Source organism: Variovorax xiamenensis (assembly GCF_050916385.1).
Classification (GTDB): Bacteria; Pseudomonadota; Gammaproteobacteria; order Burkholderiales; family Burkholderiaceae_C; genus Variovorax.
Map to the genome: position 1 here is coordinate 5,482,975 of NZ_CP139038.1, position 14,205 is coordinate 5,497,179.

Consider the following 14,205-nt stretch of genomic DNA (forward strand, 5'->3'; position numbering starts at 1 on the left):
GGCCACGCATCCGCAATGAAACGACTGATCGACCGATTGCGAACCTGGAGAACGGCAGCGCACTGGCGCCGCGCCGCGAGCGAACGCGCACTGGCCGAGTTTGCGCTCACGCATGCGGAACGGGCGATGGGAGCGCATGTTTTGCGGCTCGATGAGCATGGGGCCGTGGTGCGCGTGATGTATGAGGCCGGGCATGTGCCGCCTGCGCGTTGCTGGTATGCGGTGCCGCGCGATGGGGGCAGTGTCCGGGCGATGACCTTCGAAGAAGTTGCATCGATGGAATCGCCCTGGCGGTGAGGTCCGCGGGGGGCCGCCATCGCGTGCCCCTTCAGCTCTTGGTGTCTCTCTTGCTGCGCCGTCGCTGAAACAGCCAGTTGCCGATCAATCCACCGACGACAACACAAACAGCCTGCGCCAGCAAGGCAATCATGAAAGCGTCCGAGAGGTCGTACTCGCTACGCGCCATGTTCATTTCGTACCAATGGCCGATCGCGACCAGGATGAAGTTCGAGATGAGTCCGAGCAGCAATGCGCCTGCCGCGATGAAAAGACCCCGAAACGCCACATGCGCAGCGTGCGCCCGCACAAAGATTGACACTGCTTCCTCCCGCGATCATCCGGGGCCTGATTTTTCTGCAGCCCCATGCACGAGTCGAGCAAGCTACCCGACGATCAAGAATCGCCGGTGAAAGATTCAGTGCTGGCCAAAGACCAGCAGCAGGTTGTTGGCAGGCATCGAATGCCGCTCCCGCAACACAAGCCCCGCCTGCTGCGCCTGCGCAGCCACATCAGCAAGCCGCCGAATGCCCCACGCAGGATTGCGCCCACGCAAGTCCTCATCGAACGCCAGATTGCTCGGTGCCGTCGGCACGTCGTCCTCGAAGTAAGGCCCGTAGGTAACGAGCACTCCGCCGGAACGCAGATGCCGGGCCGCCCCTTGCATCAGCCCGACGCAGGCGGCCCAGGGTGCGATGTGGATCATGTTCGCGCAGTAGATCGCGTCGAATTTCTCCTCTCCTTCGGCGAAGGAGAAGCCCTGCGAAGGCCATTGGGGTGCCGTGACGTCGAGCAGGACTGGCGCCCGGAGGTTGGGCCGCGCGGCTTGCGCGATTCGGGTTGCGATGCCGGGCAGCGCGCGGGCGTCCGCGTCGGTGGGCTGCCAGGTCCACTTGCTCAAGGCCGTGGCGAACCAGACGGCGTGCTGGCCTGTGCCGGATGCGATCTCCAGCATGGCGCCCTGCTCGCCGAGGATGCCGGCGAGTGCGTCGAGGATGGGCTGCTTGTTGCGTTCGGCGGCGGGGCTGTGGGGAAGATCGGGCATTCTGGAGGCACCTGGACGAAGAAGGAGGGTTGGAGCTCGTCGGGGCAAGAATAGCTTCGAATGACTCGCAAGGATGCCCGGGAATCCGGTACGGCATATAACAATGCAACCAACCCGACGCACCGGCAACGGGCCCCAGCCCGGCTGGGCCGCTCATCATCTTCACCTTCCGCGCGTTCTCATTTCCACAAGGACCCGACATGACCATCGAAACCCAAGACGACGTTGTAGCCCTGAAGCGAATCGGCCGCATCGTTTCGCTGACGCTGCAGCGCATGCTCGATGCTGCGGAGCCCGGCATGACCACGCGCGAGCTCGACCTCATCGGCCAGCGGCTGCTGGAAGAGCATGGCGCGCGGTCTGCGCCGAAGCTCACGTACAACTTTCCGGGCACGACCTGCATCAGCATCAATGAAGAGGCGGCACACGGCATACCCGGCGACCGCGTCATCCGTGCCGGCGACGTGCTGAACGTCGATGTGTCGGCCGAGCTCGGCGGTTACTTCGCCGACACCGGCGGAACCACGGTGGTGCCGCCCACCAACCCGCAGAAGACCCGCCTGTGCCACGCCACCCGCACCGCGCTGGCCGAAGCGATGAAGACCGCCAGGGCCGGGCAGCCGATCAACCGCATCGGCGCCGCCATCGAGCGCACGGCCAAGGCCTACGGCTTCAAGGTCATCGAGAACCTCGCGAGCCACGGCGTCGGCCGCACGCTGCACGAGGAGCCCGAGCACATTCCGGGCTACTTCGATCCCTCGGACACGCGCACGCTGCACGAAGGCATGGTCATCACCATCGAGCCCTTCCTGTCGACCAAGAGCCGCATCGTCACCGAGGCTTCCGACGGCTGGACGCTTGCGGGCGTGAAAGGCAACCTGTCTGCGCAGTACGAGCACACGATGATCATCACCAAGGGCGCGCCCATCGTCGTCACCCAGCACTGACGACTGAAGAAGAACGAAGGCGCCAGCGGCGGCGCCTTTGCCTTGCCCCCCTACCCCGCCGCCACGATCACATGCGCCTGGATCTTGCCGGCCACCGGGCCTTCGCCATGACGGCTCGCAATCGCATGAGCCGCGCGGTCCGTGGCCAGCTGGAGCGCGTTGGCGTCGCGTGACTCGATCTCGTTGCGCAGCGGTGTTCCCTGGCAATAGGCGGTGGCGACCTCGCGCGCCGAGGGTGAACGGCTGAGCTTCTCGCGCGTGTCGATCTGGATGCTGGTGAAGCCCGCGCGGCGCAGGTCTTCGCGGATCAGCGCGACGTCGTGATAGCCGTGCGGCGTGCGGGCCAGGAAGCGCGGAGGGTCTTGCGGGAACAGCTCGGCCATGGCGTTGGTGACCTCGTCGGCAAAGGCGTTCTCCTCGATGCGGTCCCACACGTTGAAGACAAAACGCCCGCCCGGCCTCAGCACGCGGCGCGCCTCGGCATAGCCGGCAGTCCGGTCAGGGAAGAACATCGCGCCGAACTGGCAGCAGACGACATCGAACGAGGCATCTTCGAACGGCAGCTTGAGCGCATCCGCCTGCCGCCATTCGATGTTGATGCCGGTGCTGCGGCCATCGGTGCCGTCGCCCTGCCGGGTGGCGGCGTAGTCGAGCATGGGCTGGTTGAGGTCGGTCACCACATAGCGCGCGCCGGCGCCGAGCCTGGGCGCAAGCGCCCGCGTGACCACGCCGCTGCCAGCCGCCGTTTCGAGCACCGCGCCGGGCGAAGAGGGCGCGACCAGCTCCGCCATGTCGAGGGCATAGGCCTCGAAGATCAGGGGGACCATGAGCGTGTCGTAGAACTTCGGGATCGAACCTGCGAATACCTTGTCGGTTTCGGGCATGGGGTGTCTCCTTGAAGGCTTGTTCGGAGCAGTGCCCTTGGGTGCCCTGTTGGGGTTACCTAGTCCGGGGCTGGCTAGGTGGCTGCAACAGGGGCGCGGGCTGATCGGGCATCGGCCGCGTTGTGCGATGGTGGCCCTGTCTGCAGGCCTCGTCAACGTCGTGACGTGGAGTGGCCTAGCGCGAAGGTCCGTCGAAGAAGAAGCGGGTCGTGGCCATCATCCGTACGTTCTTCGTCGAGTTGACCGATGGCGTGTGCAGCACGCGCATGTCCATCAGGAAGACATCGCCTGCGCGGCCGGACATCTCGATGATTTCAATGCCCAGTTGATCGAGATTGCGCTTCAGGTCGCCGGGGGTCTTCAGCACTTCGCGCAGTCGGGAAGATGTGGGCATGCCCTGGGTGTCGACTCGATGCGAACGGGTCAGTGCCAGCGTCGCGCCCCCTCCGGGGGCTACGTCGTCGATGAGGAAGAAGGCCTGGATTCCGGGTAATGGGCCTTTGGGGTTTGCGGCGATGTCGACGTGCCAGTTCAGGTTTTCGAGTGTCGAGGTGCCCTGGTTGGGTGGGGACAGGAGCAGTTGAGTATCTTGAATCGCTGACGGAGGGCGTCCGCCTAGACGAGTGATGCACTCGATCAGCTCGGGCGTTGACAGCGCTTCGTGCAAGCCCGGAACTTTGACGAGCGCAGATAGCTTTCCGATCTGCTGAAAGACAGGAAGCTTTTGCAGTGAGTTCGCCGAACCTTGTCCTCTCGGCGATGAATTCAGCCGCTTGAATTCATCGAGCAATTTCTGCCTGATACCGGTGACCTGTCTCTTTGAATGGAAGCCTTTCAGTCGCTGGTATCCGCTGTCAATGAAAGAACTGTTTTGAAATTGGCTCATAGCTTTTTCGTGGCAGCAGGTCAAGAGTGGACGTGAGGCCGCAGGCAATCAAGCGTACTGGAGCAGCCGCACACGGTGACAAGGGCCACATTTGAGGTCAAGCAGCAGTCACCTGGCCCTTTCTACCGCATGGCGGCTTCAGACTGGTTGCAGACGTTCGTTCTCGCAGTCACCAGCGACCGCTCTAGTCGCAGTTTCTGGCCAATCGTCGAGTTGTCTAGCAAAGTCACGCACATCAAACGCGGCGGCGCCCTCGATTCCAAGATATCGCACCGTACTCATCAGCCTGCTGTGATCCAGGCGAAGAGAATGGCGGAAACCTCGCCGTACATGGCACGCCCTCGCCCGTCGCCACATAGGTGGGACGGCGCCCATTGCGACCTCCGCGTCAGGCGTCAATCCAACCGAAGTTCGAACTGTGCCTTTGTCCTGTCCCAGCTCTCACCGAAAAGTGCTTCTTTCGCATCGGCCGTTGTCGCCCAGCGCGTCGACACCGCTACCGGATACAGCTCTAGTTCTTTGACCTGGATGTAGCGCAGTGCGTCGTCATCGAGATGCTTCTCAATGAAACTTTTGAGCAAAGGACCTGCCTGGACCCGCCAGATCATGAGCCGGCGAACAGCGCGAACCAAGTTTCCCAGCGGTGAGGGATTTGGCAGCAGGTTGACATCTAAGGTCCTGCTCCGGATTCGAAACAGATAGTCTTCTGAGCAGATAAGTTTCTTTTCCTTCAGATCGTACGCGGCTGCATCCCAATCAAAAAAAGTACTGGAGACGATGTCTTCAAGCGAATTCAAAGGGACGTACTTACGCGCCCAAGTCGTCTCGAGAGCCCAAAAGTCAATCTTCCACGGACCTTGCTTGCATCCGAAGCCGCCAAATCGATTCGGCGTAGCACGTAGCGAGGACGCAATTTCAGCGATCCTCTCCTTAGGCGCATCGATCACGAGATCTAGGTCGGAGCGAAAACTCCTCCGCCCTTCATATGCAAAATCGCGAACAAGGCCGCCGATTACCGCCACGCGCTCGAAGCCAATGAACTTATCCTTGAGCACTTGACGGAGAAACTCCATCTCTCCGGTGTTGTTCGCCCAGAAATATCGATCCAGACGACGCTTCAGGGCGTCATTACTAGGCGCCGTTGACATGAGGGATCTCCTGGATCTCGTCCCAGAGACGCATCGCGAACGAGTCCGTCATGCCAGACACCATATCAGTCAGAAGCCGTAGTTCGCGATAGCGTAGCCCGCCAGCGCCGTGGTCGGCCTGCGCCGCCGCAGCAGCCTCCTGAACATAGTTGGGGCTAATGACAGAGAAGATAAATTTGGACCGAGCGCTCACCCGCTTGGACTCGATGTCATCGTCCTTCTTGCGATCGCTAATCGCCTCCCAGAACGCACTCATCAATCCGTCGAGCGCTGCTGCACCGAGGGCCTCCGCTTTCAGCACGTCGGCATTCTCGAACGCATACTTTTGCGCAATCTTTTTCAGCGCTGAGCACAATGGTGAGTTATCCATCAACGGCGTCGCATGGCTGTACGAGAAGATGGCCGTTACGTCGCTGCTGAACTGATCGCTCGCGTGCGAAACCAAGGCCCCGATGAAGTGCGCGCGTAGATACTGAATTTTGATGTCACGCAGCGTGTCTGGGCGCAGGTCTTTACCCTCGATCCTGCCAAACAGCTCATGTAGGCCCTCAACTGTTGGATCGCCCGGAACTTTGCGGCGCAGTACGACAAGCACGTCGTCGGGCGACATCACTCCCTTCTTCAGAACATCATCCACGTCCAGCACGGAGTAGGCGATGTCGTCGCAGGCTTCCATGATCCAGGTCACCGGATGTCGCTGACCTTCGCTCAGACCTGTTTGAGCTCGAATCCATTCGACCACGCTTCGCTCTGACGAAAAATACCCCCCCTTTTTCTTGACCGGGCAGTCATCGTCGACCGTCGCAAAGCTGACGGGATACTTAAGTCCAGCAGCCAAAGTCGCAGCCGTCAGGTCGAGCCCCATGCCATCCACGTGGGTCTGAAGGCGCGTAAGCAACCGGAGCGCCTGCGGGTTGCCGTCGAACGCTGTGAACTCCATGCGAAGGGCGTCCGGCACGATGTCCTTTGAGTTCAGGTCGTCGCCATCAGGGGTTTTCTTGCTGAAGATCCATTTCGCTCGCTTCTTGAACCAGCGGCCGATAGCGGCTTCGCCCTGGTGGCCAAAAGGCGGGTTGCCAAGATCATGACCGAGCCCTGCAGCCTGGAGGATCGGTTGGATGACATTAAGCAGGGCATCGTCACCGATGTCCGATTCATCGAACTTAGATTTGTTTTTGAGGTAGACACGCGTGCCGATAGACCGAGCGAGGTTCGCCACTTCGTGAGAGTGCGTCAGACGTGTCCGCACGCCGTCATTCTCATCCATCGGCCAAACCTGCGTCTTGTCAGCGAGTCGCCGGACGGGCGTAGAGAACAGCAGCCGGTCGTAGTCATGCTGGAAATCCGAGCGCGGATCATCGGACTTGGCACTGTCCGCACGGGCACCCGACTGTGTGTCATTCTCCGGGTGCAGAGGCGCCCGACCAGGACGCGGCCGACGGACGTTGGACCAAATATTCAGAGAAAGAGCCGGCTTAGTCATGGCGCATTCTACTGAGGCCAGTCCGCACCCGACCGTAGATGCTTGGAGTTCGCGATCCTGCACAAAGCAGCGCCTGAGTGTCCGGTAGATGTCCCACTCCGATCGGTGGTGGACCTACCCACCGAAGTCAGCAGCCGCTGCAAAACGGAAAGCCGCGAAGAGAGCCGAAGTTCCACAGCAAGCGCCAAGCCACTTTCAGAGACTTGGCGCCCGACGCCCGGTCACCCAGCCGGACTCATCTCCTGATAAAGCACCACAGCCTCCCGCGCCAAATCCGAAGCAATCCAAAGCAGATTGTCCCGATGCGCCTCCCCCGCATCCTGGAACCATCCATCCCCGGCGCCGTAGAAGCACCAGAGCAGCGAGTTCAGTTGCTCCAGCTTGTTCTCAAGAAGACCGGACGGGTCCCGTGTCGTGGTGGTCGCGTCCGCGGATGCCGGCTTTGCGGCCCCGGCCATAATTCGTTTAGCCATCTGGTGTGCTCTCTTTCCAAAGTTCTGCACGTCACTTGGTCAGACGGTCAAGGTGTTCGCGCACCTTGGCCGTCGCCTTTTGCGCCTCACGTTCGCGTCGATGCAAGTCGCACCAACAGCCCGCCGCAAGGCAATGCGGTTCACTCAAGAGAAGTCTTTGTGTGCTCTGCCCTCCATGCCCACTTGGTGGGTCGTTCAACCACAGGGGCATTCACTGTATAGAAGACCAGCCCTGCGCAGAAATAACTTTCTGCCCAGAATTTCTCGATTCCTTCGAGTAATCGCGAGGCCGCAGCGCCAGTACACAAAGCGCTGACAGTCGCCGGGTCAATCAACGAAAAAGAGGCTGCAGAAGCGGCTGCATCAACTTAAGAATCGCGCCCGAATTCGCGCGCATGTTCCACCGCGTACTTGATGAGCTCTGCCTGCCCCTCGATGCCCAGGCGGCGCTTGATGCTCTGCCGGTGCGCCTCCACCGTGCGCACGCTCAGGCCCAGTTCGCGTGCGATCTGCTTGCTCGATTCGCCCCGGCCCAGCGCCGAAAGAATCTCGCTCTCGCGCGGCGTGAGCAGCGGCCTCGGCTCCTGCGTGCGAAACAGTTTTTTCGACACGGCCGGGCTCAGGAATGTGCCGCCGGCCGACACGGCCTCTATGGCCGCGACGATCTCGGCCGCGGGCGCGTCTTTCAGCACGTAGCCGCGCGCGCCCACCTGCAGGGCCTTCTGCACGTACTCGGGGTTGTCGTACATGCTGAGCATCACGATGTGCGTTGCGCTCTGGCGCTGCAGCAGCACTTCCGCTAGCTCGATGCCGTTCATGTCCTTCATGCCTACGTCCATCAGCATGAGGTCGGGCCGCACGCTGTCGACCAGTTCCAGCGCTTCGGCGGCGCTGCCGGCCTCGCCGACGATCTCCAGGTTGGGCATGGAGCCGAGCCGGGCGCGCAGGCCGTCGCGTACCAGCGGGTGGTCGTCGACAAGAAAGAGCCGGATGGTCTTGGCGGTGGTCATGCTCTGGCGCCTGATGCGGGCGCGTGTGCCTGCTGTTTCTGGTCGGCCGCTGCTGCCCTCGCGCTGCGTGCGGGCACCTCGGCCTCGATGGAGGTGCGCCCTGCGTTGCTGCACATGGTGAGCCGCCCGCCGATGGCTTCCATGCGCTCGCGCATGTTGCGCAGGCCGATGCCGCGCCGGGGGTCGAGCTGCACGGCCTCGATGTCGAAGCCGGTGCCGTCATCGCTCACTTCGAGCCGCACGCCTTCTTCCTCGTCGAAGTTCAGCGCAATGTGCACGTGCTGCGCGTTGGCGTGCTTGCGCACGTTGGTCAGCGCCTCCTGCGTGAGGCGGAAGAGCGCGGTCTTCACCTCGGGCTGCAGCTCGAAGGATTCGCCGCCGATCATCATCGAGGCATCGACGCCGCCGCCCTCTTCCCTGAACTCGTCGACCAGCCGCTCCAGCGCGGCGGGCAGGCCCAGGGTGTCGAGCAATGCGGGGCGCAGCCGGTGCGAGATGCGGCGCACCTCAATCAGCGAATCGTTGAGCCGCTGCAGCGCCTTCACGAGTGCAGGGGGCGTGGGCTGCTGCTGGCGGTCGAGCGATTCCACTGCCGATTCGATCAGCAGCTTGGCCGACACCAGCGTCTGGCTGGTGCCGTCGTGCAGCTCGCGTGCGAGGTGGCCGCGCTCTTCTTCCTGTGACTGCACCACGCGGCGCGCCAGCAGGCGCAACTTGGCTTCCGCCGTGCGGTGCTCGCTGAGGTTGAGCAGCAGGCCGGCGGCGCTGACCACGCCGAGGCACAGCGCGGCAATGCCGGCTATCCACAGCAGCGTGGCGGTGACGTTGGCGTTCACCTGCCGGTCGAGGGTGTCCATGGTGGTCTGGATGTCGTCGAGGTACAGGCCGGTGCCCACCATCCAGTTCCAGCGCGGCATGGCGGTCACGTAGCCGAGCTTGGGCGCCAGCTGCGCGCTCGAGGGCTTGCGCCATTCGTACTCGACGTAGCCGCCGCCGTTTTCCTTCGCGCCCTTGATCAGCTCCTGGATGGTGTAGCGGCCATGCGAGTCGCGCAGCTCCCAGAGGTTCTGTCCGACCAGCTCGGGCTGGCGCGAGTGCATGAGGGACTTGCCCTCCAGGTCGTACACGAAGAAGTAGCCGTCGTCGCCGTAGTTGAGCGCGGCCAGCCGGCGCAGTGCTTCGTTGCGGGTGGCCTCGTCGTCCTGGCCCGATTCGTACAACGGCATCAGGTTGCTGACGGCCAGGTCCACGTAGCTGCGCAGCTCGCTGCGGCGCTGGGCCATGTAGCTGTTCTCGATGAGGGCACGCTCGCGCTGGGCGAGGTCGTTCTCCTGGTGGCGCACCGCAAGGGCCACCAGCACCAGCGCCAGGAGCAGCGGTGCGACGGCGAGCGCAACGATCTTGGTGCGGAGGTTCATCGGGTGGCAAGGCTACCACCGCGCCTGGAGGCCGCCAGGCCGGGTCAGCCGCCGACGGCAGCAGGCACCGATGCCCGCCTGAACTCCGTCGCGTAGTAGAGCAGCGCCACCAGCACGTACCCGCCGCCCAGCAGGCACAACCCGCCCCATCCGTGAAAGGCGTATACGGCGGCCGCGATGCCCGAGGCCACCGCCGCGCAGATGAAGATGAAGGTCATGAACAGCCCGTTGATGCGGCCGCGCAGCTCGGGCGCCAGCATGAACAGGCTGCGGAAGTTGAGCACCTGGCACAGCTGCACGGCCCCGTCGAGCAGGATGCCTGCCGCGACCAGCCCGGCCAGCGAGTGGTAGTGCATGGAGACGGCGCCCAGCACGAACGAAAGCAGCGCGACGACGATGGCCCAGCCGGTGGCGGCCCGCGTCCAGCCCCTGTCGGCCAGCCGCCCTGCCACGGGCGCGAGCAAAGCGCCCGCGGCCCCCGCCAACGCGAACAGCGCGATGCCGCCCTGCCCCATGCCGAACTCGTGCACCAGCGCCAGCGGCACGGCCGTCCAGAAGGCCTGGAAGCCGGAGAACATCATTCCCTGGTAGAGGCTGCGCCTGCGCAGCAGCGGCGTGTTCCACACGATGCCGGGCAGCGAGGCCATGGTGCGCGCGTAGCCCACCGAGGCATGCGGGTGCCGCTGCGGCAGCACGCGCCACAGCACGGCGATGAGCGAAGCCATCAGCGCGGCCGACAGGCCGAACACCGCGCGCCAGCCCAGCGCCGAGGCCACCACGCTGGCAAAGGGACGTGCCAGCATGATCCCGCCCAGCAGCCCGGCCATGATGTTGCCGACCACCTTGCCGCGCGTGACCTCCGGCGCGAGGTGCGAGGCGAAGGGCAGCAGCACCTGGGCCGCGACGGCGCAGGTGCCCACTACGAAAGAAGCCGCCAGGAAAGTGACGGCCGAGCCCGACAGCGCGATGCCGACCAGCCCGATCACCGCACCGGCCAGCGCGCCGATGATGAGCTTGCGGTTCTCGACCACGTCGGCCAGCGGTACCAGCAGCAGCAGGCCCGCGCCGTAACCGAGCTGGGTGAGCGTCATGATGAGCCCGGCCAGGCCGGCGTGCAGCTGCAGCGTGTCGGAGATGGGGCCGATCAGCGGCTGGGCATAGTAGATGTTGGCTACGCAAAGGCCGCAGGCGACGGCGAAGACCAGCGTGAGCGCGGGCGTGAGCCCTGGGGCGGAAGGATGGGCAGCGTGGGCCGCTGGGGCCGCTGGGGCCGTGGAGGATGAAGAGGACACGGAGGAATCCCGGTTGCCGGTTGCGAGAAGGCTGGATTCAGGGTTAACCCGAAGGCCGGGCACCTTAGCACGCGCAGCCGGTTTCTGCTGGCGTGGGCCTTGTGCAGGCCCTCGGAACACCGCCGAAGCGCTCAGTCGACCGTGGTCGGCCGGCCCGAGGCCACCCATGCATCGAGCCCGCCCGTCAGCGGCAGGGCCCGACGCGCACCGCGCGCCAGCAGCACGCGCGCAGCCTGCGCGGCCGACACCTCGTTGGGGCAGTTGCAGTACAGCACCACGTCACGCCCCGCCGCGTGCGACAGGTCGAGGCTGCGCTGCTGCAGCGCCTTGAGCGTATAGGCCTGCGCGCCCGGAATGCGGCGCGGGTCGACCTGTACGCCGGCCTTGCCGCGCACGTCGATCACCAGCGGGGGCTCCTCGCCGCTCAGCAGCTCGTGCAGCTCTTCCACCGAGATGCGCGGCATGCCCGTGAGCCGCATGAAGGCGCGCCGGCGCCAGTAGCGCACCGCGAGGATCACCAGCAACACCACGGCCAGCGCGGCGGTGGCGACGCCGCCGGCCTGCGCCATGATGGCCAGCACCTCCTGGATCTGGTTGCGGAACACCCAGCCCAGCCCGAGGAAGAGCCCGGTCCAGACCAGCGCCGCGCCCACGTCGAAGCCGATGAAGCGCCGCACCGACATGCCCAGCGCCCCGGCCATCGGCGGTGCAACCACCGACACGCCCGGCACGAACTTGGCGGCCACCAAAGAGAGCCCGCCCCAGTCGGAAATGAGAGATTCGCCGCGCCGCACGCAGGAGTCGGGCGACAGCGAGATGCGGCACAACATGCGCATGAAGCGGTAGCCGAAGCGCCGCCCGGCATAGAACCACGCGCCGTCGCCCAGAAGGTTGGCGACAACCGCCGCCACCACCACGCCGGCCACCGAGACATCGCCCGCCGCCAGCAGCGCGCCCGTGAGCACCAGCACCGCCGCCGCCGGCACCGGCAGCCCCAGCCGCGCGGCGAAGCTGGCGGCGAAGACCACCAGGATCGCGTTCTGCACGAGCAGGGACATCAGCTGCGCCATGGCTGCCCTTGTGGCCCGGATGCGGGCGGAATCTGCGGAGGTTGCGTGCTGTTCATGCCGGCAGCGATTCTCGGGCATGGCCCAAGAACGTACCGGGCACAGGCCATTGGCGGATGGCTCCAGCCCTCGTCAGCCAGCGTCAACCGGCGGTTTTTTCAGGGGTGCGCGACACGCTGAAGCCGAAGGTATTCAAGCCTCCCTGGCTCGACGCGCTGACCTGCCCGCCATGCATGCTCGCCACGGCCTTCACGATGGCCAGCCCCAGCCCGTGGCCGTGGTGCTCGCCGCCGTCGTTGCGCGCCTCGTCGACACGGTAGAACCGGTCGAACAGGTGCTGCAGATGCTGCCCGTCGATCGGCGCGCCGGGGTTCGAAACCGTGATCCACGTCGCGGCGGCCTCCTCGCGCAGCGTGACCGTGATTCGCGCGCCCGGCTTCGAATGCTCGATGGCGTTCTGCAGCAGGTTCGACATGGCGCGGCGGAACAGCGCGCTCTCCAGCCGCGCCTCGGCCAGCACGTCGCCCTCGATGACGACCTGCGCGCGCGTCTCGTCGAGCACGAACTCGAAGAACTCGATGGTCTTGCACACCTCCTGCGCCACCGGCGTGAGCACCAGCCCGGTCGCCACCTCGCCGCGGTCGGCGCGCGCGAGGAACAACATGTCGTTGACGATGGAGCGCACCCGCTCCAGGTCTTCGAGGTTGGCCTGCAGCACCTCCTGGAACTCGCCCGCGCTGCGCTGGCGCGAGAGCGCCACCTGCGTGCTGCCTATGAGGTTGGCCAGCGGCGTGCGCAGCTCGTGCGCCACGTCGGCGTTGAACGATTCGAGCTGGCCGTAGGCTTCTTCCAGCCGGCTCAGCGCGCCGTTGAAGGCCTCGGCCAGCGCCGAGAGTTCCACCGGCAGCGGCTCCGCGCGCAGCCGCTGCGACAGTGTCTTGGGCCGCAGCGCCTGCGCCTCCTTCGACAGCCGCTCCAGCGGCCGCAGCCCGACCCGCGCGATCCAGTAGCCCGCGAAGGCCACCACCAGCACCGCGCCCAGCCCGAGCGCGACCAACGCGCTCAAAAAGGCCTGCCGCGTGCGCGCATAAGGCTCGGTGTTTCGCCCGACGATCAGGCGCACGGCCGGGCGCTGCTCGAAGGGATCGATGTGCACGGACAGCGTGCGGAACGGCCGCTCCTGCCCCGGCAGCTCGATCACGCTGGTGTGGCCGTTGGCCTCCCGCGTGAGGCCGTCGATCTCGGCCAGGCCCTTGCCGTACTGGAAGCGCGGATCGTCGCTGAGCACCCAGAAGCGCACGCTGCCGTCTTCGGGCGTGAGCGCGTCCATGCGCGACTGCACGCGCGACCAGCGCTCGGGGCTGCCGATGGCCTTGATCCAGAACTGCAGGCTCTTGAGCGTGGTGTCGAGCTCTTCGTATTGATGCCGCTCCAGCTCGCGCGCCAGCACGCTGTGCAACGCGAAGCCGGCCAGCGCGAAGGTCGCGAGCGCCACGGCCGCGAACATGATCACCAGCCGAGCGGTGATGGAGCGCTTCACGACGCGGCGCCCTCCCCGCCGCTCTCGCGTACCTCCATCACGTAGCCCATGCCGCGGATGGTGTGCAGCAGCTTCGGGCTGAAGGGCACGTCGATCTTGTCGCGCAGCCGCTTGATGGCCACTTCGACCACGTTGGTGTTGCTGTCGAAGTTCATGTCCCACACCAGCTCGGCGATGGCGGTCTTCGAGAGGATCTCGCCCTGGCGGCGCGCCAGCACCGCGAGCAGAGCGAACTCCTTGGCCGTGAGGTCGATGCGGGTGCTGCCCCCACCACTGCCACGAAAAGCCTTGCGCGCCAGCAGGTCGATCTGCAGGTCGGCGATGCGCAGCTGCATCGGCTCCTGCTTGCGGCCACGCCGGTTCAGCGCCTGCAGCCGCGCCAGCAGTTCGAGGAAGGAAAAAGGCTTGACGAGGTAGTCGTCGGCCCCTTCGTGCAGGCCCTTGATGCGGTCTTCGACGCGGTCGCGCGCGGTGAGCATGATGACCGGCGTCTGCTTCACGGCGCGCAGCGCGCGCAGCACCGAGAAGCCGTCCTGGCCCGGGAGCATCACGTCGAGCACGATCACGTCGTACTCGTGCGTGAGGGCGAGGTGCTGGCCGTCGATTCCGTTGTGTGCCATGTCGACGGCGCAGCCCTGCTCGGTCAGCCCCTTGGAGAGGTAGTCCGCGGTTCTCAGTTCGTCTTCGACTATCAGGATCTTCATGGCGCGTTCTGCCTTCTTGTCTTCGTCTCCAC

15 protein-coding genes are annotated in these 14,205 nt (G+C 64.9%); 2 read left to right on the forward strand and 13 right to left on the reverse strand.

The window, feature by feature from the left end:
* The first annotated feature begins 15 nt into the window (after positions 1-15).
* Positions 16-297 (forward strand): hypothetical protein, encoded by a 282-nt coding sequence (locus tag SFB74_RS24895; protein WP_432727013.1) that lies wholly within the window; start codon positions 16-18, stop codon positions 295-297.
* A gap of 31 nt (positions 298-328) precedes the next feature.
* Here the strand turns inward: SFB74_RS24895 and SFB74_RS24900 are convergent, their stop codons facing one another.
* Positions 329-598 (reverse strand): hypothetical protein, encoded by a 270-nt coding sequence (locus SFB74_RS24900; protein ID WP_432727014.1) that lies wholly within the window; start codon positions 596-598, stop codon positions 329-331.
* A 96-nt stretch (positions 599-694) separates the two neighbouring features.
* Complete coding sequence (locus tag SFB74_RS24905; protein WP_432727015.1) at positions 695-1,321, reverse strand: DUF938 domain-containing protein; 627 nt, start codon at positions 1,319-1,321, stop codon at positions 695-697.
* 200 nt (positions 1,322-1,521) lie between these two features.
* Here SFB74_RS24905 and map point away from each other — a divergent pair, with 200 nt between their 5' ends.
* Positions 1,522-2,268 (forward strand): type I methionyl aminopeptidase, encoded by a 747-nt coding sequence (gene map / locus SFB74_RS24910; protein ID WP_432727016.1) that lies wholly within the window; start codon positions 1,522-1,524, stop codon positions 2,266-2,268.
* Between the two features lie 50 nt (positions 2,269-2,318).
* Here map and SFB74_RS24915 read toward each other — a convergent pair whose 3' ends face one another.
* The 11 genes from SFB74_RS24915 to SFB74_RS24965 form a co-directional block, all read right to left on the reverse strand.
* Positions 2,319-3,152, reverse strand: coding sequence for a class I SAM-dependent methyltransferase (locus SFB74_RS24915; RefSeq protein ID WP_432727018.1), 834 nt, complete (start codon positions 3,150-3,152; stop codon positions 2,319-2,321).
* 175 nt (positions 3,153-3,327) lie between these two features.
* Positions 3,328-4,038, reverse strand: coding sequence for a phytanoyl-CoA dioxygenase family protein (locus SFB74_RS24920; protein ID WP_432727019.1), 711 nt, complete (start codon positions 4,036-4,038; stop codon positions 3,328-3,330).
* Between the two features lie 395 nt (positions 4,039-4,433).
* A complete protein-coding gene (locus tag SFB74_RS24925) occupies positions 4,434-5,186 on the reverse strand; it encodes a hypothetical protein (protein ID WP_432727021.1) in 753 nt (250 codons plus the stop codon).
* Positions 5,170-6,669 (reverse strand): dGTP triphosphohydrolase, encoded by a 1,500-nt coding sequence (gene dgt / locus SFB74_RS24930; protein ID WP_432727022.1) that lies wholly within the window; start codon positions 6,667-6,669, stop codon positions 5,170-5,172. The genes SFB74_RS24925 and dgt overlap by 17 nt, the downstream gene beginning before the upstream one ends.
* Positions 6,670-6,890: 221 nt before the next feature.
* Entirely contained in the window at positions 6,891-7,142 is a 252-nt protein-coding gene (locus SFB74_RS24935) for a hypothetical protein (protein WP_432727024.1), read from the reverse strand.
* Between the two features lie 368 nt (positions 7,143-7,510).
* Positions 7,511-8,152 (reverse strand): response regulator, encoded by a 642-nt coding sequence (locus SFB74_RS24940; protein WP_093197607.1) that lies wholly within the window; start codon positions 8,150-8,152, stop codon positions 7,511-7,513.
* Positions 8,149-9,570 carry a cache domain-containing protein gene (locus SFB74_RS24945; protein ID WP_432727025.1) on the reverse strand — a complete coding sequence of 474 codons (1,422 nt, stop codon included), beginning with the start codon at positions 9,568-9,570 and terminating at the stop codon, positions 8,149-8,151. Before SFB74_RS24945 ends, SFB74_RS24940 begins: the two co-directional genes overlap by 4 nt.
* A 44-nt stretch (positions 9,571-9,614) precedes the next feature.
* Positions 9,615-10,862 carry an MFS transporter gene (locus SFB74_RS24950; protein ID WP_432727026.1) on the reverse strand — a complete coding sequence of 416 codons (1,248 nt, stop codon included), beginning with the start codon at positions 10,860-10,862 and terminating at the stop codon, positions 9,615-9,617.
* Between the two features lie 131 nt (positions 10,863-10,993).
* Positions 10,994-11,932 carry a DedA family protein/thiosulfate sulfurtransferase GlpE gene (locus tag SFB74_RS24955; protein WP_432727027.1) on the reverse strand — a complete coding sequence of 313 codons (939 nt, stop codon included), beginning with the start codon at positions 11,930-11,932 and terminating at the stop codon, positions 10,994-10,996.
* Positions 11,933-12,071: 139 nt separating this feature from the next.
* Positions 12,072-13,469, reverse strand: coding sequence for a heavy metal sensor histidine kinase (locus SFB74_RS24960; RefSeq protein WP_432727029.1), 1,398 nt, complete (start codon positions 13,467-13,469; stop codon positions 12,072-12,074).
* Positions 13,466-14,173, reverse strand: a complete 708-nt coding sequence (locus SFB74_RS24965) for a heavy metal response regulator transcription factor (RefSeq protein ID WP_432727030.1) — start codon at positions 14,171-14,173, stop codon at positions 13,466-13,468. Before SFB74_RS24965 ends, SFB74_RS24960 begins: the two co-directional genes overlap by 4 nt.
* Positions 14,174-14,205: the final 32 nt, after the last annotated feature.

Bases quoted from the DNA above. Each gene is read 5' to 3' on its own strand.
- SFB74_RS24935 (WP_432727024.1), bottom strand. From the start codon at position 7,142: ATGGCTAAACGAATTATGGCCGGGGCCGCAAAGCCGGCATCCGCGGAC.
- SFB74_RS24940 (WP_093197607.1), bottom strand. From the start codon at position 8,152: ATGACCACCGCCAAGACCATCCGGCTCTTTCTTGTCGACGACCACCCG.
- map (WP_432727016.1), top strand. From the start codon at position 1,522: ATGACCATCGAAACCCAAGACGACGTTGTAGCCCTGAAGCGAATCGGC.
- SFB74_RS24965 (WP_432727030.1), bottom strand. From the start codon at position 14,173: ATGAAGATCCTGATAGTCGAAGACGAACTGAGAACCGCGGACTACCTC.
- SFB74_RS24915 (WP_432727018.1), bottom strand. From the start codon at position 3,152: ATGCCCGAAACCGACAAGGTATTCGCAGGTTCGATCCCGAAGTTCTAC.
- SFB74_RS24895 (WP_432727013.1), top strand. From the start codon at position 16: ATGAAACGACTGATCGACCGATTGCGAACCTGGAGAACGGCAGCGCAC.
- SFB74_RS24920 (WP_432727019.1), bottom strand. From the start codon at position 4,038: ATGAGCCAATTTCAAAACAGTTCTTTCATTGACAGCGGATACCAGCGA.
- SFB74_RS24945 (WP_432727025.1), bottom strand. From the start codon at position 9,570: ATGAACCTCCGCACCAAGATCGTTGCGCTCGCCGTCGCACCGCTGCTC.
- SFB74_RS24905 (WP_432727015.1), bottom strand. From the start codon at position 1,321: ATGCCCGATCTTCCCCACAGCCCCGCCGCCGAACGCAACAAGCAGCCC.
- SFB74_RS24955 (WP_432727027.1), bottom strand. From the start codon at position 11,932: ATGGCGCAGCTGATGTCCCTGCTCGTGCAGAACGCGATCCTGGTGGTC.
- SFB74_RS24925 (WP_432727021.1), bottom strand. From the start codon at position 5,186: ATGTCAACGGCGCCTAGTAATGACGCCCTGAAGCGTCGTCTGGATCGA.
- dgt (WP_432727022.1), bottom strand. From the start codon at position 6,669: ATGACTAAGCCGGCTCTTTCTCTGAATATTTGGTCCAACGTCCGTCGG.